20 protein-coding genes and 1 tRNA gene are annotated in these 25,368 nt (G+C 67.5%); 8 read left to right on the top strand and 13 right to left on the bottom strand.

Annotated elements, in window-relative coordinates:
• The first annotated feature begins 168 nt into the window (after positions 1 to 168).
• Genes tilS through O0K41_RS14270 form a run of 3 tightly spaced genes read left to right on the top strand, consistent with a single transcriptional unit; the run spans position 169 to position 2,620 of the window.
• The gene (gene tilS, locus O0K41_RS14260) at positions 169 to 1,455 is read left to right on the top strand and encodes a tRNA lysidine(34) synthetase TilS (protein WP_171039711.1); all 1,287 of its coding nucleotides are present in this window, start codon (positions 169 to 171) and stop codon (positions 1,453 to 1,455) included.
• A 36-nt stretch (positions 1,456 to 1,491) separates the two neighbouring features.
• A complete protein-coding gene (locus O0K41_RS14265; RefSeq protein ID WP_005410522.1) occupies positions 1,492 to 1,752 on the top strand; it encodes an exodeoxyribonuclease VII small subunit in 261 nt (86 codons plus the stop codon).
• Positions 1,742 to 2,620 (top strand): farnesyl diphosphate synthase, encoded by an 879-nt coding sequence (locus O0K41_RS14270; protein WP_088436161.1) that lies wholly within the window; start codon positions 1,742 to 1,744, stop codon positions 2,618 to 2,620. Before O0K41_RS14265 ends, O0K41_RS14270 begins: the two co-directional genes overlap by 11 nt.
• A gap of 81 nt (positions 2,621 to 2,701) precedes the next feature.
• On the opposite strand, the gene O0K41_RS14275 is transcribed toward O0K41_RS14270, so the two are convergent.
• Positions 2,702 to 3,076: a DUF4870 domain-containing protein gene (locus O0K41_RS14275; RefSeq protein ID WP_005410524.1), complete on the bottom strand. Its 375-nt coding sequence runs from the start codon at positions 3,074 to 3,076 to the stop codon at positions 2,702 to 2,704.
• An 87-nt stretch (positions 3,077 to 3,163) separates the two neighbouring features.
• Entirely contained in the window at positions 3,164 to 4,531 is a 1,368-nt protein-coding gene (gene pmbA / locus O0K41_RS14280) for a metalloprotease PmbA (protein ID WP_099605247.1), read from the bottom strand.
• 67 nt (positions 4,532 to 4,598) lie between these two features.
• Between pmbA and yjgA the strand changes: the two genes are divergently transcribed.
• Complete coding sequence (gene yjgA / locus O0K41_RS14285) at positions 4,599 to 5,186, top strand: ribosome biogenesis factor YjgA (protein ID WP_005414121.1); 588 nt, start codon at positions 4,599 to 4,601, stop codon at positions 5,184 to 5,186.
• A gap of 41 nt (positions 5,187 to 5,227) precedes the next feature.
• Here yjgA and tldD read toward each other — a convergent pair whose 3' ends face one another.
• Genes tldD through O0K41_RS14305 form a run of 4 tightly spaced genes read right to left on the bottom strand, consistent with a single transcriptional unit; the run spans position 5,228 to position 12,707 of the window.
• Positions 5,228 to 6,673, bottom strand: a complete 1,446-nt coding sequence (gene tldD, locus O0K41_RS14290; RefSeq protein WP_005410527.1) for a metalloprotease TldD — start codon at positions 6,671 to 6,673, stop codon at positions 5,228 to 5,230.
• A 60-nt stretch (positions 6,674 to 6,733) separates the two neighbouring features.
• Positions 6,734 to 10,588: a YhdP family protein gene (locus O0K41_RS14295; RefSeq protein WP_164222934.1), complete on the bottom strand. Its 3,855-nt coding sequence runs from the start codon at positions 10,586 to 10,588 to the stop codon at positions 6,734 to 6,736.
• Between the two features lie 30 nt (positions 10,589 to 10,618).
• A complete protein-coding gene (rng, locus tag O0K41_RS14300; protein WP_005410529.1) occupies positions 10,619 to 12,106 on the bottom strand; it encodes a ribonuclease G in 1,488 nt (495 codons plus the stop codon).
• On the bottom strand, positions 12,099 to 12,707 hold the full coding sequence (locus tag O0K41_RS14305) for a Maf family nucleotide pyrophosphatase (RefSeq protein ID WP_012480925.1): 609 nt from the start codon (positions 12,705 to 12,707) through the stop codon (positions 12,099 to 12,101). The genes rng and O0K41_RS14305 overlap by 8 nt, the downstream gene beginning before the upstream one ends.
• Before the next feature lie 131 nt (positions 12,708 to 12,838).
• On the opposite strand from O0K41_RS14305, the gene O0K41_RS14310 reads away from it, so the two are divergent.
• The 4 genes from O0K41_RS14310 (at position 12,839) to O0K41_RS14325 (ending at position 19,025) form a co-directional block, all read left to right on the top strand.
• Positions 12,839 to 13,576 (top strand): SIMPL domain-containing protein, encoded by a 738-nt coding sequence (locus O0K41_RS14310; RefSeq protein WP_088436158.1) that lies wholly within the window; start codon positions 12,839 to 12,841, stop codon positions 13,574 to 13,576.
• A gap of 213 nt (positions 13,577 to 13,789) precedes the next feature.
• Entirely contained in the window at positions 13,790 to 14,440 is a 651-nt protein-coding gene (locus tag O0K41_RS14315) for an energy transducer TonB (protein WP_005410532.1), read from the top strand.
• A 196-nt stretch (positions 14,441 to 14,636) separates the two neighbouring features.
• On the top strand, positions 14,637 to 17,474 hold the full coding sequence (locus O0K41_RS14320) for a TonB-dependent receptor (RefSeq protein WP_005410533.1): 2,838 nt from the start codon (positions 14,637 to 14,639) through the stop codon (positions 17,472 to 17,474).
• A 129-nt stretch (positions 17,475 to 17,603) separates the two neighbouring features.
• Positions 17,604 to 19,025 carry a basic amino acid/polyamine antiporter gene (locus O0K41_RS14325; RefSeq protein WP_164222936.1) on the top strand — a complete coding sequence of 474 codons (1,422 nt, stop codon included), beginning with the start codon at positions 17,604 to 17,606 and terminating at the stop codon, positions 19,023 to 19,025.
• A gap of 74 nt (positions 19,026 to 19,099) precedes the next feature.
• Here O0K41_RS14325 and O0K41_RS14330 read toward each other — a convergent pair.
• The 7 genes from O0K41_RS14330 to leuS all read right to left on the bottom strand — a co-directional run bounded on the left by O0K41_RS14330 (position 19,100) and on the right by leuS (position 25,282).
• Positions 19,100 to 19,176, bottom strand: a tRNA-Asn gene (locus tag O0K41_RS14330).
• A 22-nt stretch (positions 19,177 to 19,198) separates the two neighbouring features.
• Entirely contained in the window at positions 19,199 to 19,669 is a 471-nt protein-coding gene (rlmH, locus tag O0K41_RS14335) for a 23S rRNA (pseudouridine(1915)-N(3))-methyltransferase RlmH (RefSeq protein ID WP_005414126.1), read from the bottom strand.
• 64 nt (positions 19,670 to 19,733) lie between these two features.
• The gene (gene rsfS, locus O0K41_RS14340; RefSeq protein ID WP_005410536.1) at positions 19,734 to 20,144 is read right to left on the bottom strand and encodes a ribosome silencing factor; all 411 of its coding nucleotides are present in this window, start codon (positions 20,142 to 20,144) and stop codon (positions 19,734 to 19,736) included.
• 58 nt (positions 20,145 to 20,202) lie between these two features.
• Complete coding sequence (nadD, locus tag O0K41_RS14345; protein ID WP_005410537.1) at positions 20,203 to 20,871, bottom strand: nicotinate-nucleotide adenylyltransferase; 669 nt, start codon at positions 20,869 to 20,871, stop codon at positions 20,203 to 20,205.
• Positions 20,872 to 21,909 (bottom strand): DNA polymerase III subunit delta, encoded by a 1,038-nt coding sequence (holA, locus tag O0K41_RS14350; protein ID WP_005410538.1) that lies wholly within the window; start codon positions 21,907 to 21,909, stop codon positions 20,872 to 20,874.
• 9 nt (positions 21,910 to 21,918) lie between these two features.
• Positions 21,919 to 22,503 carry an LPS assembly lipoprotein LptE gene (gene lptE, locus O0K41_RS14355; RefSeq protein ID WP_049459674.1) on the bottom strand — a complete coding sequence of 195 codons (585 nt, stop codon included), beginning with the start codon at positions 22,501 to 22,503 and terminating at the stop codon, positions 21,919 to 21,921.
• Between the two features lie 136 nt (positions 22,504 to 22,639).
• Complete coding sequence (leuS, locus tag O0K41_RS14360; protein ID WP_164222939.1) at positions 22,640 to 25,282, bottom strand: leucine--tRNA ligase; 2,643 nt, start codon at positions 25,280 to 25,282, stop codon at positions 22,640 to 22,642.
• Between the last annotated feature and the right edge of the window lie 86 nt (positions 25,283 to 25,368).

The following is a 25,368-nucleotide window of genomic DNA, read 5'->3' on the forward strand; positions in this document are numbered from 1 at the left end:
GTGCCGCGGCCAAGCCCCCAAGGACGGGTTTACGGCGTCTCCCGCAACCGGACCCACCCGGCCAACCTTCAGGAAACCAGCTTCTGCCGTTGCTGTTGCTGTTGCTCTGGCTCGTAGCGGGTGCAGGGCGCAGCCCTGCCAAGTAAACCCCACCCTATACTTGCCACCGTGACTGCCTTCCCTGCCCTTGTTCCGCTGGATGCGCCGCTGCTGGTGGGCTACAGCGGTGGTGTCGACTCCACCGTGCTGCTGCACTGGCTGTGGCGCTGCGCGCAGGCCTCCGGCAGTGCGCTACGCGCGGTGCACGTGCACCACGGCCTGCAGCCCGATGCGGATGACTGGGTGCTGCACTGCCAGCAGCAATGCGACGCCTGGGGCATTGAACTGGCCGTGCATCGTGTGCAGGTCGACAACCGCGCGGGCCTCGGCCTTGAAGGCGCGGCGCGACTGGCGCGACGCGCCGCGTTCGCGGCCGAACTGCGCGACGGCGAAACGCTGGCACTGGCGCAGCATCAGGACGACCAGGCCGAAACTCTCCTGTTGCGCGCCCTGCGCGCTTCCGGCGTCGATGGCCTGGCGGCGATGTCCACGCACAGCCGCCTTGGCGAACACCCCTTGTGGCGGCCGCTGCTGGCGGTCCCGCGCAGTGCACTGCTCGATTACGCGCGCCACCATGCGCTGCACTGGATCGAAGACCCCAGCAATGGCGACGACCAGGCGGATCGCAACTTCCTGCGCCTGCAGGTGCTGCCGCTGTTGCGCCAACGCTGGCCGCATGCCGCTGCGGCACTGGCGGGCAGCGCAGCGCATTGCGGGCAGACCCGCGAACTGCTCGATGAGGAAGACGCCGAGCTGATCGCACACCTGGAAGTCGCTCCACGCGTGCTGTCTCTGCAGCTGCTGCGCCAGGTCTCACTGGGTCGTGCCGCACGTGTACTCCGTGCCTGGGTGGCCGGCCACGGTGCGGCGCCGCTGCCGGCCACGGTGCTGCAACAGGCACTGGACGAGCTGCTGCCCGCCGGCAACGATCGTCAGGCCCGTGTGAGCTGGCACGATCACGCGATCCAGCAGTGGCGCGACCACGCCTACCTGCTGCCGGCCCGGCTACCTGCGCTTCCCCTCGAGTGGCAGGTCGAATGGGATGGACGCGCACCGCTGCCGCTGCCCGATGGCGGACAGCTGCGCCTGCAGGGCACCCCGGCCTTCGAACGCCCGCTGCAGGTCCGTGCACGCGTGGGCGGCGAGCGCATCCTGCTGCCGGGTCGCCAGCATTCGCACGCGCTGAAGGACTGCCTGCAGCGCGAGCACCTCGCCCCCTGGCGACGCGCGCAGCTGCCGCTGATCTTTGATGGCCCGCAGTTGCTGGCCGCCGCCGACGTGGTCATCGCCGCACCGCTGCAGGCCTGGTTGCAGGCGCATGACGCGCAGTTGCAGTGGCGCCCGGGCGGCTGGTGAATTGACCCCCGCGCGCGGCCCGTCCACACTTGCCGCATGGCCAAGAAGTCCCCCGAAAACGCCTCCCCCGTCGCCCAGTTCGAGCAGTCGCTCGAATCGCTGGAGCAGCTGGTGGAGCAGATGGAAACCGGCGAGCTGAGCCTGGAAGCTTCGCTCAGTGCTTACGAGCGTGGTGTCGGTCTGTACCGCCAGTGCCAGCAGGCACTGGAGCAGGCCGAACTGCGCGTGCGCCTGCTCAGTGATCCGGCGCAGCCGGAAGCCTCCGAGCCCTTCGATCCGCCCAGCCATGACGGCTGAGGTTCTGTTCGCGCGCTGGCGCGACCGTATCGAAAGCCAGCTCGATGCCGCCCTGCCCTCGCCTGCCGAGGCACCGCAGCGCCTGCATCAGGCCATGCGCTATTCGGTGCTTGGTGGCGGCAAGCGCATGCGGCCCCTGCTGGTCTACGCCAGTGGTCACCTGTTCGGTGCGCAGCCGGAAAGCCTGGATGCGGCGGCCATGTCCGTCGAGCTGATCCATGCCTATTCGCTGGTGCATGACGACCTTCCGGCGATGGATGACGACGCCCTGCGTCGCGGCAAGCCCACCACCCACATCGCCTTCGACGAAGCCACCGCGATCCTTGCTGGCGACGCCCTGCAGACCCGCGCCTTCGGCCTGCTGGCCGATGCGCCGGTGCCGGCTACCCTGCGCGTCGCCTGTCTGCAGACCCTGGCCCACGCCTCCGGCGCGTCCGGCATGTGTGGCGGCCAGGCGCTGGACATCGATGCCACCGGCCAGCAGCAGACGCTGGCGGCGCTGACCCGCATGCACGCGCTCAAGACCGGCGCGCTGATCCGCGCGGCAGTGCGCATGGGCGCGCTGTGCGGCCAGGCCCACGAACCGCAGCTGGCCCAGCTCGACAGTTTCGCCGATGCACTCGGCCTGGCCTTCCAGGTCCGCGATGACATCCTCGATGTCGAAGCCAGTTCCGAACAGCTGGGCAAGACTGCCGGCAAGGACCAGGCGCAGGACAAGAGCACCTTCCCCGCCCTGCTTGGCATGGACGGCGCAAAGGCCCAGCTGCACGAGCTCGCAGCGCGCATGCAGTCGATCCTGGCCGGGTATGGCGAGGAAGCCGACGCGCTGCGCGCGCTGGCGACGCTGGCGGTGGAACGCGATCACTGATCGCTGCACGCGGCCCGGCATTCCCCGCACACGAAAACGCCCGGCAGTGCCGGGCGTTTTCAGTTCCGCGTGCGGACGATCCTACTTGATCAGGCGCAGCGCGAACGGGTAGCGGTAGGCTTCGCCGTTGTTGGCCTTGACCGCAGCGATGATGCTGAACACCAGGCTGATGATGCCGACGATCGGGGCCAGGAACACGCCGATGATCACGATGGTGAGGATCATGCTGATGACCATGGCGATGGTCACGGTGATCTGGAAGTTCAGGGCTTCCTTGGCCTGGTCGGTCACGAAGGCCTTGCCAGCATCGTCCTTGTTGATCAGCCAGATGATCAGCGCGCCGATGAAGCCGGTGAAGATGCCCAGCAGGTGCGCGGCCAGGGCCATGGTGCGCTGGTCGGCCGGAACGTCGGCGGTGGCCGGTGGCGGCGGCGGGACGTTATCGAATTCACTCACGACAAAACTCCTTTTCATTGGGTGGTCTTGACCAACCAGCACCCAGCTGATTGCGTCAGGCGGGCATAGCTTACGCCATCGACGGCATCAATCATTGCCTGCGATGGTCATCCGCCCCAACAGGATCGAACCAGTCCGGATGTGCGAGCGGGGATCAACGTCGCTGCCGACCGCCTCGATGCTGCTGAACATCTCGCGCAGGTTGCCGGCGATGGTGATGCCGTCCACCGGGTACTGGATCTCGCCGTTCTCGACCCGGAAGCCACCCGCGCCACGCGAATAGTCGCCGGTCACGCCGTTCACGCCCTGCCCCATCAGCTCGGTCACCAGCAGGCCATCGCCCATCTGCCGGGCGATGTCGTGCAGCGGGCCGGCATTGGCGGCCAACTGCAGGTTGTGCACGCCACCGGCATTGGCAGTGGTCTGCAGGCCCAGCTTGCGTGCCGAGTAGCTGCCCAGCACATAGCGCTGCAGCACGCCGTCGCGGACCAGAGCCGAGGCCCGGGTGGCCACGCCGTCGCCGTCGAAGGCGGCCGAGCGCAGGCCACGACGCAGGTGGGGCAGTTCCTCGATCTGCATCCAGTCCGGGAACAGCTGCTGGCCAACGCTGTCCAGCAGGAAGCTGGCCTGGCGGTACAGGGCACCGCCGGACACCGCCGACAGCAGGTGACCGACCAGGCTGCGCGCCACTTCCGGGGCGAACAGCACCGGCATGCTGCCGGTGGCCATCGAGCGAGGCTGCAGACGGGCGACGGTGCGCTCGGCGGCACGACGACCGACCAGGCCCACCTCCTCCAGATCCTCACGGGCCAGCGCGCTGGTGTACCAGCCATCGCGCTGCATGCCATCGCCCTGGCCGGCGATCAGCGCACAGCCCACCGAATGATGGGTGCCGCGCTCACGGCCGAAAAAGCCATGCGAGTTGGCGTACACCGACAGGCTCTGCATGCTCGACACCGAGGCGCCGTCGGAATTGCGGATCTGCGCATCGGCCTCACGGCCTGCGTTCTCGCAGGCCAGGGCCAGGTCCACCGCCTCGTCGGCCTGCAGCGCCCACGGGTGCCAGCCGTCCAGGTCCGGGAAGTGGGTGGCCATCAGCGCCGCCTCGGCCAGGCCGGCGGCCGCGTCATCTTCGGTATGCCGGGCGATGGCGCAGGCCTGCTCGACCGTGGCCTCCAGGCTGGCCTCGTTCAGGTCGCCGGTGCTGGCGCTGCCCTTGCGTTGGCCGAAATACACAGTGACGGCGATGCCGCGGTCGCGGGTGGACTGCACGGTTTCGACCTCGCCGAGGCGGACATTCACCTCCAGCCCACGGTCTTCGCTGCAGCTGACTTCAGCCTGGCTGGCGCCCAGCGCGCGGGCGCGGTCGAGCAGCTGCTGGGAGAGGTCGGCCAGCCGTTCCAGCCGGGCCGGGCTGTCGTCGCCGACGGCGGCTTCAGGGGCGATCACGTTCAATGCTTTATCCTGTACGGGTTGGGCCCGGCATCACGCCGGGCGACTTTTTTGAAATCAGGTATGGACGATGCGCGGACGCGACGAAGAAACCGGTGAATTCCACGACAAGAGCCGCAGCCAGAACCGGCGCGACGCGCTCGACGTCCTGGCCCTGGGCGAAAAACTGGTGTCGCTGACACCGGCCCAGCTGGCGCGCCTGCCGATCCCGGAAGACCTGCTGCCGCACATCGCCGAGTGCAAGCGCATCACCGCGCACATCGCCCACAAGCGCCAGCTGGCGTTCCTGGCCAAGCACATGCGCCGCGAAGAAGAAGCCACGCTGGATGCGATCCGCGATGCGCTGGATGCCAACAGCGAAACCGGCCGCCGCGAAGTGGCGATGATGCACCGCGTGGAAGACTGGCGCGAGCGCCTGCTGGCCGAAGGTGACAAGGCGCTGGCCGCCCTGCTGGACGATTATCCGCAGGCCGACCGCCAGCAGCTGCGCACGCTGGTGCGCAATGCGCAGGCCGAGAAGGCGAAGAACAAGCCGCCGCGTGCCTATCGCGAGATCTACCAGGTGCTGCGCGCACTGATGCTGCCGGCGGCGCTCGGCCTGAAGGCCAGCGCCGAAGACGCTGGCCACGTCGAAGCCGACGAGGCCGACGAGGACTGAGTCCGCGCTGGAGCGGGCGGTGGCGCTGGCCATCGCCCGGCTCAGGCCTGGGTACCGCCGACGGTGATGCCCTCGATCAACAGCGACGGCTGGCCGACACCCACCGGCACGCTCTGCCCGTCCTTGCCACAGATACCCACGCCCTCGTCCAGGGCCAGGTCGTTGCCGACCATGCGCACCTTCTGCATGGTTTCCGGACCGTTGCCGATCAGGGTCGCCCCCTTCACCGGCGCGGTGATGCGGCCATCCTCGATCAGGTAGGCCTCGGTGGCCGAGAACACGTACTTGCCGCTGGTGATGTCGACCTGGCCGCCGCCGAAGTTCACTGCATACAGGCCCTTCTTCACCGAGCGGATCATTTCCTGCGGGTCGTGCTGGCCGGCGCGCATGTAGGTATTGGTCATGCGCGGCATGGTCAGGTGCGCGAACGATTCGCGACGCCCGTTGCCGGTCGGTGCCATGCCCATCAGGCGTGCATTGAGGCTGTCCTGCATGTAGCCGACCAGGATGCCGTCCTCGATCAGCGTGGTGCACTGGCTCGGGTGGCCTTCGTCGTCGATGTTGAGCGAACCGCGACGCCCGTCCAGGGTTCCATCGTCGACGATGGTCACGCCCGGTGCCGCCACGCGTTCGCCGATGCGGCCGGCGTACACGCTGGTGCCTTTGCGGTTGAAGTCGCCTTCCAGGCCGTGGCCGACCGCTTCATGCAGCAGCACGCCGGGCCAGCCAGGTCCCAGTACCACCGGCATCACGCCGGCCGGCGCCGGCACGGCGTCCAGGTTCACCAGCGCCTGGCGCAGGGCCTCGCGCGCAAACGCTTCCGGGCGGCCATCAGCGAACAGTTCCCCGTAGCCATAGCGGCCACCGCCACCGGCATAGCCCGACTCGCGGCGGCCGTTGTGTTCGACGATCACCTGCACGTTCAGGCGCACCAGCGGGCGCACGTCAGCGCCCAGCACGCCGTCGCTGCGCGCGATGAGCACCGTGTCCACGCCGCCGGACAGGCTCACCATCACCTGCTTCACGCGCGGGTCGGCGGCACGCAGGTAGCCGTCCAGGCGCTTCAGCACCTCGACCTTTGCCTCGTTGCCGACGCCATCGATGGGATCCAGCGCCGGATACAGCGCGCGTGAATTGCCGCGCAGCAGCGAGCGCCCGGACTGCGCGCCACCCTCGCGCGAAATCGCACGCGCCGACTGCGCCGCGGCCAGCAGCGCGTCGGCATGGATGTCGTCGGAGTAGGCGAATCCGGTCTTCTCGCCGGACATCGCCCGTACGCCCACGCCTTGCTCGATGGAATGGGCACCGTCCTTGACGATGCCGTCTTCCACGCTCCAGCTCTCGCGGCGGGCGTGCTGGAAATAGAGGTCGCCGAAGTCCACGCCGGGACCGAGCAGCTGGCCGAAGGTGCGCTCCAGGCCATCGGTATCCAGCCCGCCGGGGCGCAGCAGGCGATCTTGGGCAAGCGTCAGGGCGATATCAGTCATGGTTCTCGATCTGGGGGTGCTGGGGCGCTCAGGCAAGCCCCGTGAACAGGAGGTCCACGCTCAGCGTGAGCGTGGCAGGTCGGTAACGGGCGGCGGAACGGCCGGGGCCGGGCGCGGCGCGGGCGCTGGCGGGGTCTTGTCGCGGCTGCGTTCGATCACTTCCACCTTCGGCTCCTTCCATGGACCGGTCACCTTGTAGGTGCGGGCGCCGATCTCGCCGAGCGGTTTGGACAGTACCGCATTGGTGGCCGCGCCGAGCGCCGCGCCCACCGGGCCACCGGCCACCGCGCCGACCACCGTCAGCAGGTTGCCGGCGCGCGGGTTGACATCGATGGTCTGGTCGAACCGCTGGTTGCGCAGGTCGGCCTGGCCGCGGATGGTGATGTTCGCCGCCGGGCCCTCGATCAGTACCTTGTCGGTGCGGGCCATGCCCTGCCCGAACTGCACGCTGCCGTCGACCTGGTTGAACGCGAAGCCCTTGGAGAAGAAGTCGCGGAAGTCGAACATCAGGCGCCGCGGCAGCTGGGTCACGCTGAGCAGGCCCAGCACACGGCCAGCGCCAGGCTCCAGCTCCAGCAGCTGGCCATTACGCGCGTGCAGATCAAGGCTGCCCTGCAGATTGGCCAGCTGGAAGTCCGACGGCCCCCCGCTCCAGGAGGCGAGCAGCTGCGCCTGGCCAGAGCCGCCACGCAGCTGGCCGCCGTAGTCGAGGTTCTGCATCAGGCCGCCCAGGTCCTCGCTGCGCACCTGCGCGGTCAGCTCGGTGCGGGCACCACCGGTGCGACCCAGCCAGCGACCGCTGATGTCGATCTCCTGATCGGGTGCGCGGAAGCGCAGCTCGTCCACGTTCAGGCCATTGGCCAGCGGCCGCGTACGCAGCACCGCCTGGCCCAGCACCACCTTGCCGAACTTCAGGTCGGCGATGTCCAGCGCGAACGGCGGCAGCTTGGCCGGGTCCATGTCGTTGGCGCCGGCCTGCACCCGGGCTGGCGCGGCCGCGCCCGGCGCCGGCGGCAGCGACTGCCAGTGCACACGGTCGAGTCGGCCACTGATGGTGCCTCCTTCGGCGTTGGGTACGGTCAGGCGGCCGGCCAGCGAAGGTCCATCCAGGCGCACGTCCAGCGCCTGCGGTCCCGGCTGCAGCTGCAACCGGGTCTGCTCGAAGACGCCGCCGATCAGCATCAGCTTGCCGACCTGCACGTCCACTGCACGCAGCGGCATGCCGTCATCGTCGTTGCCACCACGGGCCAGACTGATCCACTCCAGCGCATCCAGAGTCGGGCTGCGGCCATTGACGGACAGTCCGCTGGGCGGCGGCTCGCGATCGGCATGGTCGCTGCCCAGGGTGACCTGCACACCGGTGCGGTTGTTGTGGCTGCGCGCGGCCAGGGCCAGACGCTGGCCAAAGGCCACATCGATGCGACCAGCGCCCATCGGCAGCTGCGCGGCCACCGTGGTCGCCAGCGGCTCGGTGGCCGGCTTGTCCAGCGGTGCCGGCAAGTCCAGGCGGGTTCCTACCAGATCCGAACTCAGGCGCAGTTCGCTGGGCGGTGCGGGCGCTCCCGGTGCGACTTTGGGCAGGTTGACCGCGATGGTCCAGGGCGAGTTACCCGCGATATAGGGCTTGAGCCACGCCATTTCCGGGGCGCGGTCAATCAACACACCGGCGTCGAGGTTGGCCGTCAGCTGCGACTCGAACGCCAGCCTGCTGTCGTGCACGTAGCCGCCGGCACGCAGGCTCAAGCGGCCGTCCTGACCGAGGTGGCGCACCGCCAGTTCCTCGGCACCGAAGCCACCATTGCTGTAGCGCGCCTGCCCATGCATGTTGTCGAAGGCCAGCTGGAAGCGCTTGTCCACCAGTTTCACACCATTGAGGTCGACCGTGCCCTGCAGGTGACCGCCACCCTCATCGTGGTGCAGCGGCTGCAGCAGGTCGAAGGTCACATGCGCCGGGCCCGCAGCCGTGAGGTTGTCCAGGGTGTCGCCATAGTCCTTGTGCAATGGGCTCTGCCGCAGCATTGCCAGCAGTCTGCCGGCCTCGCTCTGCGCATCGGCACGCACGTACAGCGGCTGCTGCCCGAAGTCCTGGATGCCCGCCTCGAATCTCTGCACCGCTACACCGGCCAGGTCCCCGCGCCCATGCATGTCGAAGCCGGGGCCGATGAAGGCGATATCGGCGTCGACCTGGCGCATCAGCGGCCAGTCGTGCTGGAAGCGGATGTCGCCGTTGGTGATATGGCCGGTGGCCTCGAAGCGGCCATCGTTGTTGTCGAACGGCCAGTCGTCCAGGTCACCGCTGACCAGGCCGACGCCATTGCGCACCTGGCCGCCGGCCAGCGCCATGTCCAGCCAGTCGGTGGCGCCCTTGCTCATCTTGGAGTGGATCCAGAAGCGCTTGGCCGCCGTCATCGGCACATTGTCCAGCTTGGCCGCCAACTGCAGCCAGGGCCGCGTGCCGTCGCCCTGGAACCAGACACCACCGCGCACATCGGCCGCGTAGTCGGTGCCTTCCACGCGCATCGCCGCAGTGCCGATACGCCAGCCACCGGCCTCGTCACGCCAGCCCACGATCTGGCCCGCCAGGTGCAGGTCATGCCGCACGCCGAAGCCGGTGGGCCAGTCGAACTGCAGCTGCCGTTGCGGTTGCAGCTGCAGGCTGAAGCCATCGGCGTCGCCCTCGAAATGTCCCCCCAGGCCGCGCAGACCCGGAGAATTGCCAACGCTGGCAAAGCCCAGCGACTGCAGCTCGCCCTGTGCCCGCAACGGGCCATCACGTTCGCCGGCCAGTTGCAGCTCTCGCACATCCAGCTGCGGTTTGGACAGGAACAACCAATGGCGCAGGCCTGGCTCGAGGCGATCACTCAGCGCCAGCGCACGCAGCGCCGTACCGGCCTGTACTTCGCCGGAACTCACCCGCAGCTGCCTGCCAACCTGCAACTGCAGGCCATCGAGCTGTTGTTCGCCGTCTTCGGTCTTCAAACGAAGGCGCGGTACCTGCAGCGCCCAACCGTCGGCCTGGCGCTGCCAGCGCAGGCGCGCCTGCAAGCGCTGCAGCTGCAACTGCGGCGTTGCCACGTCGGGCATCGGTGCACCGTCGACGCGCACGTCACGCAGGTCCGAATCGGTGGTCAGCGCCACCGGCGCGAAGTCGCGCAGGGTCAGCCACAGGTTCAGCTCACCCTTGCCTTCGCGCAGGCGCACGCCACCAGCTGCCAGCAGCGGCGACCAGGCGTGGAAATCAACAGGATCGGCACCCAGCCAGGCCTGCCCGTTGCCGCGCGCGCGGTCCACGTCCAGCACTGCGGTCAGCGGCAGGGCATCGGTCTGCGCCCAGGCACGCACGCCCACACGCAGGCGGTCGCCATTGACGCGCAGGCGCAGATCGATACGCGGCAGGGTGGTATCGATACCCAGTCCCGGTGCATGCACACCCAGGCGGCCATCGATCACCTGCAGCTCGCCCAACCGGCGCAGCGCGTCCAGCGGGTCTCCGCCCGTGTCTGACTTCGGCAGGCCGCGCACCGACCAGCGGCCGTCCTCGCCCTGCTGCAGGTCCAGCGCCAGGCCACGCAGGCGCAGCTCGGTCAGCGAGCGACCAGGCAGCAGCCCGCTGTACATCGACACCAGCACTTCGGCCTCGCCAATGGCCAGGCCCTGACCGGCGCCGATGCGCAGGCCCTTCAGCTGCAGCAGTGGACCACGCCGGGTCCAGGCCGTCTGCAGCTGGTCGAAATGCACCGGCTGGCCGGCACGCTCACTCAGCCAGGCGGCAATCCTGTCGGGGTGACGCTCGGCCAGCGGCAGCAGCTGGCTGAGGGTACCCACCAGCAGTGCCAGCCCGACCAGGCCTACCGCGCAGGCGGCAATGAAATGACGGCGGATCCTTCGCAGTCGCAGGCGCGGCGGCGCGCTCATCGGCCACCGCCGGCCTGCGGCCGGCGAGGATCAGAGCAGAACGACATCGAATTGCTCCTGCAGGTACTGCTCGTCCGCCTGGAAGCGGATGCTCTTGCCGAGGAATTCCTCCAGCTCGGCCACCGCCGAGGATTCCTCGTCGGTGATGCGCGCGACCACCTTGGTCGAGGCGATCACCAGCAGGCGTGCGGCATCGAACTGGCGCACGGCACGGGTGATCTCGCGGAAGATCTCGTAGGTCACCGTTTCGGTGGTCTTGATGCTGCCACGGCCACTGCACTGCGGGCACGTTTCCGACAGCTGGCGCTCCAGGCTTTCCACCGTGCGCTTGCGCGTCATCTCCACCAGCCCCAGCGGCGAGAAGTCGTACACCGTGGTCTTGGCATGGTCGCGGGCCAGCGCCTTTTCCAGGGTGCGCAGCACCTGGCGGCGATGCTCGGCATCGTCCATGTCGATGAAGTCGATGATGATGATGCCGCCCAGGTTGCGCAGGCGCAGCTGGCGGGCCACCGCCTGTGCCGCTTCCAGGTTGGTGCGGAACACCGTCTCTTCCAGGTTGCGCTGGCCGAGGAACGAACCGGTATTGACGTCGATGGTGGTCATCGCCTCGGTCTGGTCGATCACCAGGTAACCACCGGATTTCAGCGGCACCTGCTTGTCCAGCGCACGGCCGATCTCGTCCTCCACCCCGAACATGTCGAAGATCGGGCGATCGCCTGAATACAGTTCCAGCTTCTCGGCCAGCACCGGCATGTACTTGGCCACGAACGCCTGCAGCTGCGCGAAGGTTTCCTTCGAGTCCACCTTCACCTTGTCCACGTCCTTGCGGATCAGGTCGCGCACCGAACGCAGCGGCAGGCTCAGGTCTTCATAGATGTTGCTGCACGAGGCCGCTTCGCGGCCGCGGCGCTCGACCACGTTCCAGACCCGCGACAGGTAAGCGATGTCCTCGGCGATGGCCTCGGCCGGCTGGCCCTCGGCATTGGTACGCACGATGTAGCCGTAGCCGCCATGCTGCGCAGACAGCTCGGTCACCAGGGCCTTCAGGCGGGCGCGCTCGGCTTCATCCTCGATGCGCGCGGACACCCCCACCACCTTGGATTGCGGCAGCAGCACCATGTAGCGCGACGGAATGCTGATCTGGGTGGTCAGGCGTGCACCCTTGGTGCCGATCGGGTCCTTCACCACCTGCACCACGATGTCCTGGCCGTCACGCAGCAGCTCGACGATGGGCACGCTGGCCGGCGGCGGCAGGGTCGTGTTCTCGGTGTCTGCACTGGCCACCGGCGCCGGGCGCACCACGTCGTTGGCGTGCAGGAACGCGGCGCGCTCCAGGCCTACCTCGACGAACGCGGCCTGCATGCCGGGCATGACCCGCTGCACCTTGCCCTTGTAGATGTTGCCGACCACACCCCGGCGCCAACCGCGCTCGATGTGCAGTTCCTGCAGCATGCCGTTCTCGATCACCGCGACCCGGGTCTCGCGCGGGGTCACATTGACCAGGATTTCCTCAGACATCGGCAGCCTCCCTGGCGGCATCGGCAGTGGGGGCCAGCACGCCACAGCGCGCCAGCAGACGATCGGTATGCAGCAATGGCAGCCCCATGACGCCGGAGTAGCTGCCGGAAAGATGTTCGATCCAGCGCTCGGCCCCGCCCTGGATGGCGTAGGCCCCGGCCTTGTCCAACGGCTCGCCGGTGGCGACATAGGCGGCGATGTCGGCGGCGGCGATCGGGGCGAAGGTCACTTCGGAAATGACCAGTTCGCTGTCCAGCCCGTCGGCGCCGACCACCACCACCGCAGTCATCACCTGGTGGGTGCGCCCGGCCAGGCGCGCCAGCATCGCGCGGGCGCCGGCGGCGTCGGCCGGCTTGCCGAACACTTCACCGTCCAGCACCACCTCGGTGTCCGAGCCGAGCACCCGCGCCTGCGGATCATCGGCCAGCACCCGGGCCAGGCCGGCGCGCGCCTTGTCGGCGGCGACCCGGCACACATACTGTTCGGCGCTTTCAGCGGGCGCGCGCTGCTCGACGACCTCCAGGTCCAGGGCCTGGAAGGGGCGTCCGAGTCGGGCCAGCAACTGGTTGCGTCGGGGGGAGCGGGAAGCAAGATAGAGCATCGGCACAGCATAACCTGAGGCCGCCACCTGAATCGTCGGCAACCCGTCCCGGAACGCGTTCAACCCCGAACGGGCTCACAGCGCGTTCATCGCTACGACACCACCCTCAACGGCACAACAAGGAGTTCTCCATGCGCCTGACCGCCACCCCGCTGCTGCTTGCCCTGTCCCTCGCCCTTGGAACCTCGATGACTGCCCATGCCGCCCCGTCGTCGCCGTCGATCGCCGCCGCGGCCGAAGGCACGCTGCTGAACATCTCGGCCAATGCCGAAGCCACCCGCGTACCGGACGTGGCCACCCTGTCGGCCGGCGTGGTCACCCAGGCCACCGATGGCAACAGCGCCATGCGCCAGAACGCCCAGCAGATGGACAAGGTGCTCGCCGCGATCAAGGCCGCCGGCATCGCCGAGCGCGACGTGCAGACCAGCGGCGTCAGCCTCAACCCGCAATACCGCTATGCCGACAACGAAGCGCCGAAGATCACCGGCTACCAGGCCAGCAACACGGTCAGCCTGAAGGTCCGTGACATCGCCAAGCTCGGCAAGGTGCTGGACGCGCTGGCCGCTCAGGGCGCCAACCAGATCAACGGCCCCAGCTTCGAGATCGACCAGCCGGAACCGGTCTATGACGAAGCGCGCCTGGCCGCGCTGAAGAAGGCCCAGGCACGCGCCCAGACCTATGCCAAGTCGCTCGGCCTTCAGGTGCGCCGCATCGTCAGCATCTCCGAGAATGCCGGCGGTGGTTACCGCCCGATGCCGATGATGCGGACCATGGCCGCCGGCGCGGCGATGGACAAGGCCACGCCGGTCGCCCCGGGCGAATCCACTGTGTCGGTCAATCTGGACGTGGTGTTCGAGCTGGGTCGCTGATCCCATCCGTTCCGGTAGACAGAGGCGGGTCCCGCAGGGGCCCGCCTTTTTCATGGGCCGGGGCGGCTGGCTGAAGGCCAGCCCAACGATCCTGCCCCTGCCTCTAGGCAGTGGCCGGGGCCTGGCGTTAATGATTGGCTGCCAGCCGCGTGCGGCAACCCCGCCACGGGCCCTGGTGCGTTGAGGACTTCGTCACTGGCATGGAGGTGGACCATGGTTCGTACGTATCCCGTTGCATCCCCGCACTTCGACCCCGCCCGCGTTGCCGCCTGGAGCGCGGCCATCGCCCTGCACCTGCTCGCGTTCCTGTTGCTGCTGATCCCGGCGACCTACCAGGCCGTGCAGGTCCCGCGCGACAAGACCACGGTCAGGCTGATCGAGAAGATCCCGCCAACGCCGCCCCCACCGGTGCTGCAGGAACCGAAGGAAATCGCCCGGGTCGTGCCGAAACCGCAGGCACAGCCGGCGACACCGCCACTGCCGGCCCCAACCGCGACCGTGGAGGAAACGCAGGGCATCATGCTGCCGGCCGCCGAACAGGCCCCGCCGCAACTCGCGCCGAGCATCGACACCCATGCACCGCTGGCCGGCGCCCAGCTGCAATACCGCAGTGCCCCGCCACCGGCCTATCCGGTCGCCGCACTGCGCAACCATGAGCAGGGCACGGTGCTGCTGCGGGTGGAGGTCGACAGCAGCGGCCAGCCGGTCGCGGTCAGCATCGAGCGCAGCAGTGGCTCGCGCCACCTGGACCAAGCTGCACGCCAGCAGGTGCTCAAGCGCTGGCGCTTTGAACCGGCCCAGCGTGATGGTGTAGCGGTACCGGCCATCGGTTTGGTGCCGGTGCAGTTCTCGTTGCCGGACTGACGACCCGGGCCGGTCCGACCGCCTGTCGGACCGGCCTTCGGGACCGAACTGCCAAACTCGGCAAAGTTCCAGTTCAAACGTTACGGATTAAGCAAAATTTCACGACTTCGTCACTCGTCGGAAACCTAGATTGGCCCGTCCCGGACACTCCGGAGACAGCCCTCAACGCTACGGTTTTCCAGTTAGGAGAGAAGCTGTGAAACACCTGATCCAACGGCCCGCCAGCCGCCGCCGCTGCACCCTGGCATCGTCCATCACCCACATCCTTACCGGCGGCACATTGCTGCTGGTTGGCGCCGTGGCTTCCACCTCCGCCTTCGCGCAGGAGAAGGCCACCAACCTGGACCGCATCACGGTTACCGGTTCGAACATTCCGCGCACCAACACCGAAACACCGTCCCCGGTGCAGGTGGTGACCCGCCAGGAAATCGACCGCACCGGCAAGACCACGGTTGCCGAATACCTGCAGACCATCACCGCCAACGGCGCCGGCTCGATTCCCAAATCATTCGGCAACGGCTTCGCCGGCGGTGGCGCCGGCATCTCCCTGCGCGGCTTGGGCGCGGGCTCGACCCTGGTCCTGTTGAACGGCCGCCGCATGGCGACCTATGGCCTGGCCGATGATGGACAGAAGGTCTTCACCGACCTGAGCACCATCCCGCTCGACGCCGTTGAACGCGTGGAAGTGCTGAAGGACGGCGCCTCGGCGATCTATGGCTCCGATGCCATCGCCGGCGTGGTCAACATCATCCTGCGCAGTGATTTCCAGGGCGCCATCCTGCGTGGCTCCTATGGCGTCTCCGGCGACGGCGACGGCGATACCCGCAAGGCGACCCTGACCGCCGGTACCGGCGACATGGCCACCGACGGCTGGAACGCCTTCTTCAGCCTGGACGTCGGCAAGAGCGACGCGATCAAGATCAGCGACCGCAAGAACCGCAAGTGGATCGGCACCGGCGACACCCGGCAGTGGGGCTACGGCAACAATGCACAGTTCCTGGGCGGCGCCTTCCTCAGCGGCAGGACCCGTGGCGGTGTCGGACCGAACGGTTCGGTGTATGACGACCGCAATGTCACCGAGACCAATCCGGCGACGCTGGTACCGCTGCCGGGCTGCCAGGGCCTGACCACCATTGGTGGCCAGACCGATGCTTCGGTGGCCGCGCAGGGCTGCCTGTGGGATCCGGCGCAGCTGTACCGCGACATTTCGCCGGAAGAGAAGTACGTCAACGTGTTCGGACGTGCCAGCTTCGCCTTCGGCGAGGGCGGCGAGATCTACACCGAGATCGGCTACTCGAAGAAGGAAACCACCTTCAGCAACACGCCGTCCGGTGTTTCCGGCGGCTGGGGCTACCCGGGTGGCCCGGTCAACGCCAACAGCGGCGACGGTGCCGTGGTGCTCGGCCCGAATCATCCTGACCGGCCTGCCGGCCTGGGCAACGGCCCGTTGCGCCTGCGCTACAGCGCCTGGGATGTCGGCCCGCGCGTGACCGACAACACCAACGAGTTCAACCGCTTCCTGGTCGGCGTCAAGGGCAACTGGGGCGACTGGAGTTATGACACCGCCTATCTGCATTCGGGCACCGACCTGGTCAACGAGCGCACCGGCTTCCTGCGCTACAGCGCCGTGAAGTGCGCGCTGGGCGACGCGAACTGTGCCGGTGGCGTGTGGCGCATCGGTGACAATGCCAACCTGAACTCCAAGGCACTGTACGACTACATCTCGCCGAAGATCAGCGCACGCGCCAAGTCCAGCCTGGACATGTTCGACTTCACCGTGTCGCGCAGCCTGATGGATCTGAAGGGGGGGCCGCTGGGCCTGGCGATCGGTACCGAATGGCGCAAGACCAGCAACAGCCTGACCCCGCAGACCTACACCGACACGGGTGACATCATCGGCCTGGGCTACTCGGCCTATGACGGCACGCAGAACGTCTACGCCGGTTACGTCGAACTGTCGGCACCGGTGCTGGAGCAGTTGGAACTGTCCGCTGCACTGCGCTACGACAAGTATGAAAGCGGTGAAGGCAAGGCCACGCCGAAGCTGGGCGTGAAGTGGACGCCGGCCGACTGGATCGCCTTGCGCGCCAGCTACGCCGAAGGCTTCCGTGCACCGAACCCGGCCGAGAACGGAGACGGTGGCCTGGCCGCCTTCTCCACGGCCTCGGATCCGATCCGTTGCCCGGACGGTGAAAACCCGGCCCCGGGTGCTTCGCCGGACGACTGCGGCTCGCAATCGGTTGCGATCATCACCCGTCCGAACAAGGACCTGAAGCCAGAAGAGTCGAAGAGCTACTCGGTGGGCATCGTATTGCAGCCCACCAGCTCCACCTCGCTGACCGTCGATGCCTGGGAAATCAAGCGCACCAACGAGATCGCCCAGGGCGATACCGATGACGCGATCCGTGCCGGCAATGTCCTGCGCGACAACAACCTGCTCAACGGCGTCGCAGGCACCGGCAGCATCCTGGCCGTCAATACCGCCTACATCAACGCCAGCTCCTCCCGCGTTCGCGGCATCGACACCGACATCCGCCAGACCTTCGACATCGGCCCGGGCCAGCTGGAGATGGATCTGCAGTGGAGCCACCTGCTGAAATTCGAGCGCACCAGCGGTGGCAGCACCGATGACTTCCTGGGCACGCACGGCAACTGCGACGTGACCAACTGCATCGGTACGCCGAAGGATCGCATCAACTTCGGTACCACCTGGAAACAGGGTCCTTGGAGCGTGAGCGGCGTTGCCAATTACATCTCCAGCATGGACAACACCGACAAGCGTGGCGGCAAGTACCAGTTCTTCTACTTCGACGGCACGCCGGTGAAGAAGATCTCCTCGTTCACCACCTTCGATCTGTCCGGCCGTTGGGCTGTTACCGACGAGTTCGAGCTGAGCGCTTCGGTCGAAAACGTGTTCGATCGCATCGCTCCGCTGGATCCGCTGACCTATGGCGGCGTGAACTACAACCCGATGCACTTCAGCGGCGCCATCGGCCGTTACTTCACTGTCGGCGCCAAGTACACCTTCAAGTAATACCGCTCAACGCACCACCGTCGAAGGCCCGGGCACCTGCCCGGGCCTTCGTCGTTGCGGCCCCTTGCGTGCATGTTCACGGGCACACCGCTACCGTGGGTCAGCGGCATCAGCGCCGCAGGGGACATCATGGCCGCGACATCACAACGCCTCGGGCTGCCCGCGTTGACCGCACTGGTGGTCGGCTCGATGGTCGGTGCCGGCATCTTTTCATTGCCGCAGAACGTAGCGCGCAGCGCCGGTCCGGCGGCGGCGCTGCTCGGCTGGGCGGTCAGCGGCGCCGGCATGCTGATGCTGGCCTTCGTGTTCCAGGCCCTGGCCAACCGCCGGCCGGATCTCGATACCGGCATCTACGCATACGCGCGCGAAGGCTTCGGCAACTACATCGGCTTCTCCGCCGCGTGGGGCTACTGGGTTGCCTCGGTGCTCGGCAACGCCAGCTTCTTCGTGCTGATCTTCAGTGGCCTCGGCCACTTCATGCCGGTCTTCGGTGAAGGCAATACCCCGGCCGCCGTGGCCGCTTCGTCGCTACTTCTCTGGACCGTGCACCTGCTGGTGCTGCGCGGCCTGCGCACCGCCGCCATCGTCAACGGCCTGGTGACGGTGGCCAAGCTGCTGCCTATCACGTTGTTCCTGATCCTGGCCGCCGGCGCCTTCCGCATGGATGTGTTCCGTGCCGATTTCCTTGGCGCGCCCGCGCTCGGCGATCTCGGCCAGCAGCTGCGCGGCATGATGCTGGTGACCGTGTGGGTATTCATCGGCATCGAAGGTGCCAGCATCTACTCGCGGCGCGCGGCCCGTCGCGCCGATGTCGGCCGCGCCACGGTGATCGGCTTCCTCGGCGTCTGGCTGCTGCTGGTGCTGGTCAGCCTGCTGTCGATGGGCGTGCTATCGCAGGCCGAACTGGCGGGGTTGCCCAATCCGTCGATGGCTTACGTGCTGCGCGCCATCGTTGGCGAGTGGGGCGCGACGGTGATCATCGTCGGCTCGATCATTTCGGTACTCGGCGCGCTGCTGGCCTGGGTGCTGCTGTGTGCCGAAGTGCTGTACGCCGCTGCAGGCGACGGCACCATGCCGGCCTTCCTGGGACGCGAGAATGCGCGCGGCGTGCCCGCCAACGCGCTGTGGCTGAGCAATGGCTTGATCCAGCTGTTCCTGCTGCTGGTGCTGGTCAACTCCGGCAGCTACACGGGCCTGGTGCTGCTGGCGGCCTCGATGAGCCTGGTGCCCTACTTCCTGTCCACCGCGTTCGGCGTGCAGCTGGCGTGGCGCGGGGACGCCTATGCGGGTGAACCGGGCGTGCGCTGGCGTGACTTCGCGGTGGCGCTGCTGGCCAGTGCCTACGCGTTGTGGCTGGTGTATGCAGGAGGCCTCGACAACCTGCTGCTGTCGGTGCTGCTGTATGTGCCCGGCGTGGTGGTGTTCGCACTGACCCGGCTGCAACGCGGTGAGCAGGTATTCACGCGTTGGGAATGGGTGTTGTTCGGCGCCATTCTGGTGGTGGCCATCGCTACGCTGGTAGCGTTCTCCAGCGGTGAGCTGGCACTGTAGAGTCGAGCGCGGGCTCGGCTCTACAACAACGCAAAAAAAAAGACCTGCATCTTGCGATGCAGGTCTCTTCAAAGTGGCGCCCGAAGTTGGACTCGAACCAACGACCCCCTGATTAACAGTCAAGTGCTCTAACCGGCTGAGCTATTCGGGCAGACGACTAGTATAACCACTCTTCACGCGCGATGGTAGGGGTGATTCGCAATCATTGCGGCGGCCCGGTACAACTGCTCGGCCACCACCAGGCGCACCAGCATGTGCGGCAGCGTCAATGGTCCAATCGACCACTTTTCGTCGGCCAGCGCGGAAACTTCCGGCGAATGCCCTTCCGGGCCACCGATCAGGAAGGCAAGGTCCCTGCCCTGCCCACGCCAATGCTCCAGCCGCTGCGCCAGCTGTTCGGAACTGAGCTGGCGGCCCGGCACATCCAGCGCCACCACATAGGCATTCTTCGGCAGTGCGGCGATCACGCGCCTGCCTTCGTCTTCGGTGGCGCGGCGCGCATCGCGGCCCTTGCCGCGCAGGCCGGGCTCGATTTCCACCAGATCGAACGGCAGCCAGTGCGACAGCCGCTTCTGGTACTCGGCGAAGCCCTGCGCCACCCAGCTGGGTGCGCGTTCGCCGGTAGCAATCAGGCGGGCTTTCATCAACGGTCCTCCAAAACGTCGACGGCGCCATCGGCGCCCTCGAAGGGATGCATCAACGTGCGGCTCAGGCCACTTCGTCGTCGCTGGACGGCGGCTGGTCGCCAACGGTCCACAGGCGCTCCAGGGCATAGAACTCACGCACGCGCGGCAGCATCACATGCACGATCACGTCGCCCAGGTCGACCAGTACCCACTCGGCTTCGCGCTCGCCTTCAACACCCAGCGGCATCACGTCGAGATTCTTGGCAAAGCGCACGACTTCATCGGCGATCGACTTGACGTGGCGGGTCGAGGTGCCCGAAACGACGATCATGTAGTCGGCAACGCTGGACCGGCCGCGCACATCGATCTCGACCAGGTCCTTGGCCTTCAGGTCTTCGGTGGCTTGGCGGACGCTGGCCAGCAGTTCCGGCACGGACGGCGGCGGGCTGGGCAGATCGACCTTGATGGTCTGGGGCTGGGTCTGGTTGCTCAAAGTGGATCGACTCGATAAACGTGGGGGCGATTATACGGGCAAGCCGGGGCGGCGGCATTCACGGCGTAGGGGAGCGGTACAGGCCATGGGCGGCCACATAGTCGGCCACGGCCGGCGGCAGCAACGCCCGCCAGGGGCCGCCGGCGGCGATCTGCGCACGCACGGCACTGGCCGATTCCTCGCGCAGCGGATGATGCAGGCGCAGGATGCGCCCGGCCGGACTGGCGAACAGGGCCTGCTCGTTGTCGGCCCAGCGCCCTTCCAGGGCGCGGCCAAGTTCGCCATCCACCGAGGCCTGAAGGGGACTGCCCGGGCGCTCGGCCACCACGAAATGGGCCAGCCCGAACAGTGCCTCCCATTCATGCCAGCGGGTCAGGCCCAGCAGGCTGTCGGCCCCCACCAGCCAGGCCAATGGCCGGCTGGGGCCCAACTCGCCGCGCAGTTCGCGCAGGGTGTCGACGGTATAGGACGGGCGGCCGGGAAAGCGTATGGCGCGGTCCAGTTCACGGTGGTCCAGCAGCAGGCCTGGCTCATCGCCGATGGCCAGCGAGAGCATGGTGAAGCGCTGGTCAGCGGTTGCGCCCGGCACCGCGCGATGCGGCGGATCAGCCGCCGGCAGCATGCGTACAGCGACCTGCAGTTCGTCACGGGCAGCACGCGCGATGGCGAGGTGCCCGAGGTGCACCGGATCGAAGGTGCCCCCGTAATAGATCCGCAGGCTCATCACTCAGGCCCGCGCCAGCAGGCGCACGGCACGCGGTTCGGCCACGGCCACCAGCAGGCGCTCCAGCGCCAGCCAGGCATCACCGTCGGCGCGCCCCTTGGCGATGCGGTCGACCAGTCCGGCCTCGGCCACGAAACGCTCCCAGCGCTTGCCCTCGGGGTGCCGCTGCAGCGCACGCTTGTAGGGCGCTTGCCGCGATTCCCAGATGCCGCGCGATTTCATTTCGGCGGCCAGATTGCCGCCACGCGCCTGTACCCGCGCCAGGCCGGCACCAGCCAGCAGCTCGCGGATCACCATTGGCATCAGTGCGGCCACCGCCTCGCCTTCGCCGCGCAGGCCCGCCAGCATGCGCAGCACCGCCGGCGGCTGGCCGGAGAACGTGGCTTCCAGCAGCCGGAAAACGTCATAGCGGGCGGCGTCGGCCACCAGCGATTCCATCCGTTCCACGTCCAGCGGCTGGCCGTCGGCCAGCAACGCCAGCTTGTCGATTTCCTGCGCAGCGGCCAGCAGGTTGCCCTCGACCCGCTCGGCCAGGCGCTGCACGGCGGCCGGATCGGCACGCAGGCCCTTGCCACGCAGGCGGCGCTCGATCCAGTCCGGCAGTTCGTGCGGCTTGATCGCCCACGCCACCGACAGCACGCCGATGCGATTGACTGCCTCGGCCCACTTGCCCTGGTGGGCCTTGCTCCATTCGTTGGCGGTAATCATCAGCACCACGTCCGGCGCCGGGTTGGCGCAGAACTGGCTGATCACCTCGGCCCCGTCCTTGCCCGGCTTGCCGCTGGGCAGGCGCACCTCGACCAGGCGGCGGGCACTGAACAGGCTGGGCGCGTTGAAGCTGGCGTCGAGCTGGTTCCAGTCGAAATCACGCCCATCGGCGTCGAACACTTCCCGCTCGGCGATGCCGGCGGCGCGTGCGCGTGCACGGATGGCGTCGGCCGCCTCAAGCACGCGCAGGGTTTCCGGGCCGGCAATCAGGTAGACCGGCGCCAGCGGGGTGTCAGCGCCCTGGCTGGCCAGCTGCTCCGGACGCAGTTCCATCGTCGCGACTCAGTGCTTGGCTGCGGGAACCGGCTCGACCGGCTCCGCCCCTTCGATCGGCTTGGCCTTCGGCGCCGTCAGGCTGCCGCCCTTCTCGATCTCGGCGCGCACCACGCTGTCGATGCGGCGGATGATCGACGCGGACATTTCCCGTCGCAGCTCATCGGCCAGGATTTCGCGTTCGGTGGTGGTACCGGTGGCGTCGGTCGGCGGCGACACGTAGTCGCGCGACAGTTCGATCACCTGCTGCGGCACCAGCTCGCTGCCATCCTCGCGACGGAAGATGAAGATCACCGCATAGCGCAGGCTGTACTCCTGCGCACGGCCCTGCGAGTCGATGGCGATCGGCAGGTCGCCCCAGCGTTCGGACAGCACCTGGAGCTGGGTACTGGGCCCCTTGCTGTCCTCGTCGGCCAGCTTGGCACCGGAAGCCAGCAGGCTGCGATTGAGCAGCTTGACCAGTTCGCTGTATGGCGCGGTGGAGACCACCTTCACCGGCGCCGTGTCGGTCGGCAGCATCAGCTTGTTGCGCAGATGGAAACCGCAGCCGGCAAGGCCGAGGACAAGAACGAGGGCAAGCAGGATTCGGGTCATGGAGACAGTCTGGCGGAGCCGGGCGATCACGGCAACACACAGCCTGCCCGAAGCCGCGTGAATGCAGGGCCATCAAGTGCATGGCCCCGCATCGGGAAGGTACCGGCCACCGCGTGGGTGACCGGCCCAGGATGCATCAGGCAGCGACGATGTTCACGATCTTGCCCGGCACGATGATGATCTTGCGCACGGTCAGGCCTTCCATGAACTTGGCCGCATTCGGCTCGGCCAGAGCCAGTGCTTCGACCTGCTCGCGTGCAGCATCGGCGGCCACCTCGATGGTGCCACGCAGCTTGCCGTTGACCTGCACGGCCAGGGTCAGCGCGTCGCGCACCAGCGCACCGGCGTCGGCCTGCGGGAACGGCTGGTCTTCCAGCAGCGTCTCGCCATGGCCCAGCACCTGCCACAGGGCGTGGCTGGCATGCGGGGTGATCGGGTTCAGCAGCAGCACGATGGCCTGCAGCGCTTCCTGGCGCACCGCACGGCCCTGCTCGCTGACGTCCTCGAACTTGGCCAGCGCGTTCATCAGTTCCATCACCGCCGCGATGGCGGTGTTGAAGCTGTGGCGACGGCCATAGTCGTCACCGACCTTGCCGATGGTCTCGTGGGTCTTGCGACGCAGTGCCTTCTGGTTGGCGTCCAGCGCGGCAACGTCCAGCGCCGGGGCGGCACCGTCGGCGGCGTGCTTCTGCACCTGGGCCCACAGGCGGCGCAGGAAGCGCGCCATGCCGTCCACGCCGGCTTCGTTCCACTCCAGCGACTGTTCCGGCGGGGCGGCGAACATCGAGAACAGGCGCACGGTGTCGGCACCGTACTTGTCGACCATCGCCTGCGGGTCCACGCCGTTGTTCTTCGACTTGGACATCTTCTCGGTACCGCCCACCACCACCGGCTGGCCATCGGCGATCAGGGTGGCACCGGTGATGCGGCCGCGCTCGTCGCGCTGCACTTCCACATCGGCCGGGTTGATCCAGTCCTTCGAACCGTCCGGGTTCGGGCGGTAATAGGTTTCGGCGATCACCATGCCCTGGCACAGCAGGTTGCGTGCCGGTTCGTTGCTGTCCACCATCCGCGCGTCGCGCAGCAGCTTGTGGTAGAAGCGGAAATACATCAGGTGCAGGATCGCGTGCTCGATGCCGCCGATGTACTGGTCGACCGGCAGCCAGTAGTTGCCGCGCTTGTCGACCGCATCACGGGCACCCGGCGAGGTGTAGCGGGCGTAGTACCAGCTCGACTCCATGAAGGTATCGAAGGTATCGGTCTCGCGCTCGGCGGCGCCGCCGCAGTCCGGGCAGGTGGTCTTGCGCCATTCCGGGTCGGTCTTGATCGGCGAACCAGTCCCGGAGAACGCCACGTCCTCCGGCAGCACCACCGGCAACTGCTCTTCCGGCACCGGCACCGCACCGCACTTGTCGCAGTAGATCACCGGAATCGGGCAGCCCCAGTAGCGCTGGCGGCTCACGCCCCAGTCGCGCAGGCGGTAGTTGACGCGGCGCTGGCCCTGGGCCTTGCGCTCGAAACGTTCGGCCAGCGCTTCGAAGGCGCCCTGGAAGTCCAGGCCGTCGAATTCGGCCGAGTTGACCAGTTCGAAGGCACGGTTCTTGTCGCTGTACCAGTCCTGCCAGCGGGCACCATCCCAGGTGCGCTCGTCGTCGTTGCGCGGATCCTTCAGCGCGATCACCTGCTTGATCGGCAGGCCGTACTTGTTTGCCACTTCATTGTCGCGCTGGTCGTGGCCCGGAACAGCCATCACCGCACCGGTGCCGTAGCCCATCAGCACGAAGTTGGCGACCCACACCGGCACCTTTTCGCCGGTGACCGGATGGATGGCACGCAGGCCGGTGTCCATGCCGCGCTTTTCCTGGGTTTCCAGCTCGGCCTCGGACACGCCACCCTGCTTCATTTCCGACAGCAGCGCAGCCAGTTCCGGGTTGTTCTTCGCCGCATGCAGGGCCAGCGGATGTTCGGCGGCGATCGACACGAAGGTCACGCCCATCACGGTATCCGGTCGGGTGGTGAACACGCGCAGCGGATCCAGCGCAGTGCCGTCGACATCACGCACGTCGAACTGGATTTCCAGGCCCTCGGAGCGGCCGATCCAGTTGCGCTGCATGGTCTTGACCGAATCCGGCCAGCCGTCCAGTTCATCCAGGCCGTCCAGCAGTTCCTGGGCGTAATCGGTGATGCGCAGGAACCACTGCGGGATCTCGCGCTTCTCGACCAGCGCACCGGAACGCCAACCACGGCCATCGATGACCTGCTCGTTGGCCAGCACGGTCTGGTCGACCGGATCCCAGTTCACCACCGCATTGCGGCGGTAGGCCAGGCCCTTGCGCATCAGGCGCGTGAACATGCGCTGTTCGTGGACATAGTAGTCCGGGCGGCAGGTGGCGAATTCGCGCGACCAGTCCACCGCATAGCCCATGGCCTTGAACTGGCCACGCATGTGCTCGATGTTCTTGTAGGTCCAGGCCGCCGGTGCGGTCTTGTTCTTGATTGCCGCGTTCTCCGCAGGCAGACCGAACGCGTCCCAGCCCATCGGCTGCAGCACGTTGTGGCCGGTCATGCGCTTGTAGCGGCTGATCACGTCGCCGATGGTGTAATTGCGCACGTGGCCCATGTGCAGCGCACCGGACGGGTACGGAAGCATCGACAGGCAGTAGTACTTCGGCTTGTCCGAAGTCTCGTCGACTTCGAAGGCACGGGTGGCGTCCCAGTACTTCTGGGCGGCGGATTCAACCTGCTGCGGGTCGTAGGCGTTGGTTTCAGCGCTGGTCATGGAACACGCGGATGCGGCGGCAAAGCGGTACAGCGTACCGCAGTGCGGCAAACGTCTCCAATCCTGCCCGCCGACCGCCGGCGTCG

This window comes from Stenotrophomonas sp. Sm2128, assembly GCF_030985535.1.
Lineage (GTDB): Bacteria > Pseudomonadota > Gammaproteobacteria > Xanthomonadales > Xanthomonadaceae > Stenotrophomonas > Stenotrophomonas maltophilia.

Coding starts and splice junctions, on each gene's coding strand:
- O0K41_RS14265 (WP_005410522.1), top strand. CDS start 1,492: ATGGCCAAGAAGTCCCCCGAAAACGCCTCCCCCGTCGCCCAGTTCGAG.
- O0K41_RS14270 (WP_088436161.1), top strand. CDS start 1,742: ATGACGGCTGAGGTTCTGTTCGCGCGCTGGCGCGACCGTATCGAAAGC.
- yjgA (WP_005414121.1), top strand. CDS start 4,599: ATGCGCGGACGCGACGAAGAAACCGGTGAATTCCACGACAAGAGCCGC.
- tldD (WP_005410527.1), bottom strand. CDS start 6,673: ATGACTGATATCGCCCTGACGCTTGCCCAAGATCGCCTGCTGCGCCCC.
- O0K41_RS14295 (WP_164222934.1), bottom strand. CDS start 10,588: ATGAGCGCGCCGCCGCGCCTGCGACTGCGAAGGATCCGCCGTCATTTC.
- rng (WP_005410529.1), bottom strand. CDS start 12,106: ATGTCTGAGGAAATCCTGGTCAATGTGACCCCGCGCGAGACCCGGGTC.
- O0K41_RS14305 (WP_012480925.1), bottom strand. CDS start 12,707: ATGCTCTATCTTGCTTCCCGCTCCCCCCGACGCAACCAGTTGCTGGCC.
- O0K41_RS14310 (WP_088436158.1), top strand. CDS start 12,839: ATGCGCCTGACCGCCACCCCGCTGCTGCTTGCCCTGTCCCTCGCCCTT.
- O0K41_RS14315 (WP_005410532.1), top strand. CDS start 13,790: ATGGTTCGTACGTATCCCGTTGCATCCCCGCACTTCGACCCCGCCCGC.
- O0K41_RS14325 (WP_164222936.1), top strand. CDS start 17,604: ATGGCCGCGACATCACAACGCCTCGGGCTGCCCGCGTTGACCGCACTG.
- rlmH (WP_005414126.1), bottom strand. CDS start 19,669: ATGAAAGCCCGCCTGATTGCTACCGGCGAACGCGCACCCAGCTGGGTG.
- holA (WP_005410538.1), bottom strand. CDS start 21,909: ATGGAACTGCGTCCGGAGCAGCTGGCCAGCCAGGGCGCTGACACCCCG.
- lptE (WP_049459674.1), bottom strand. CDS start 22,503: ATGACCCGAATCCTGCTTGCCCTCGTTCTTGTCCTCGGCCTTGCCGGC.
- leuS (WP_164222939.1), bottom strand. CDS start 25,282: ATGACCAGCGCTGAAACCAACGCCTACGACCCGCAGCAGGTTGAATCC.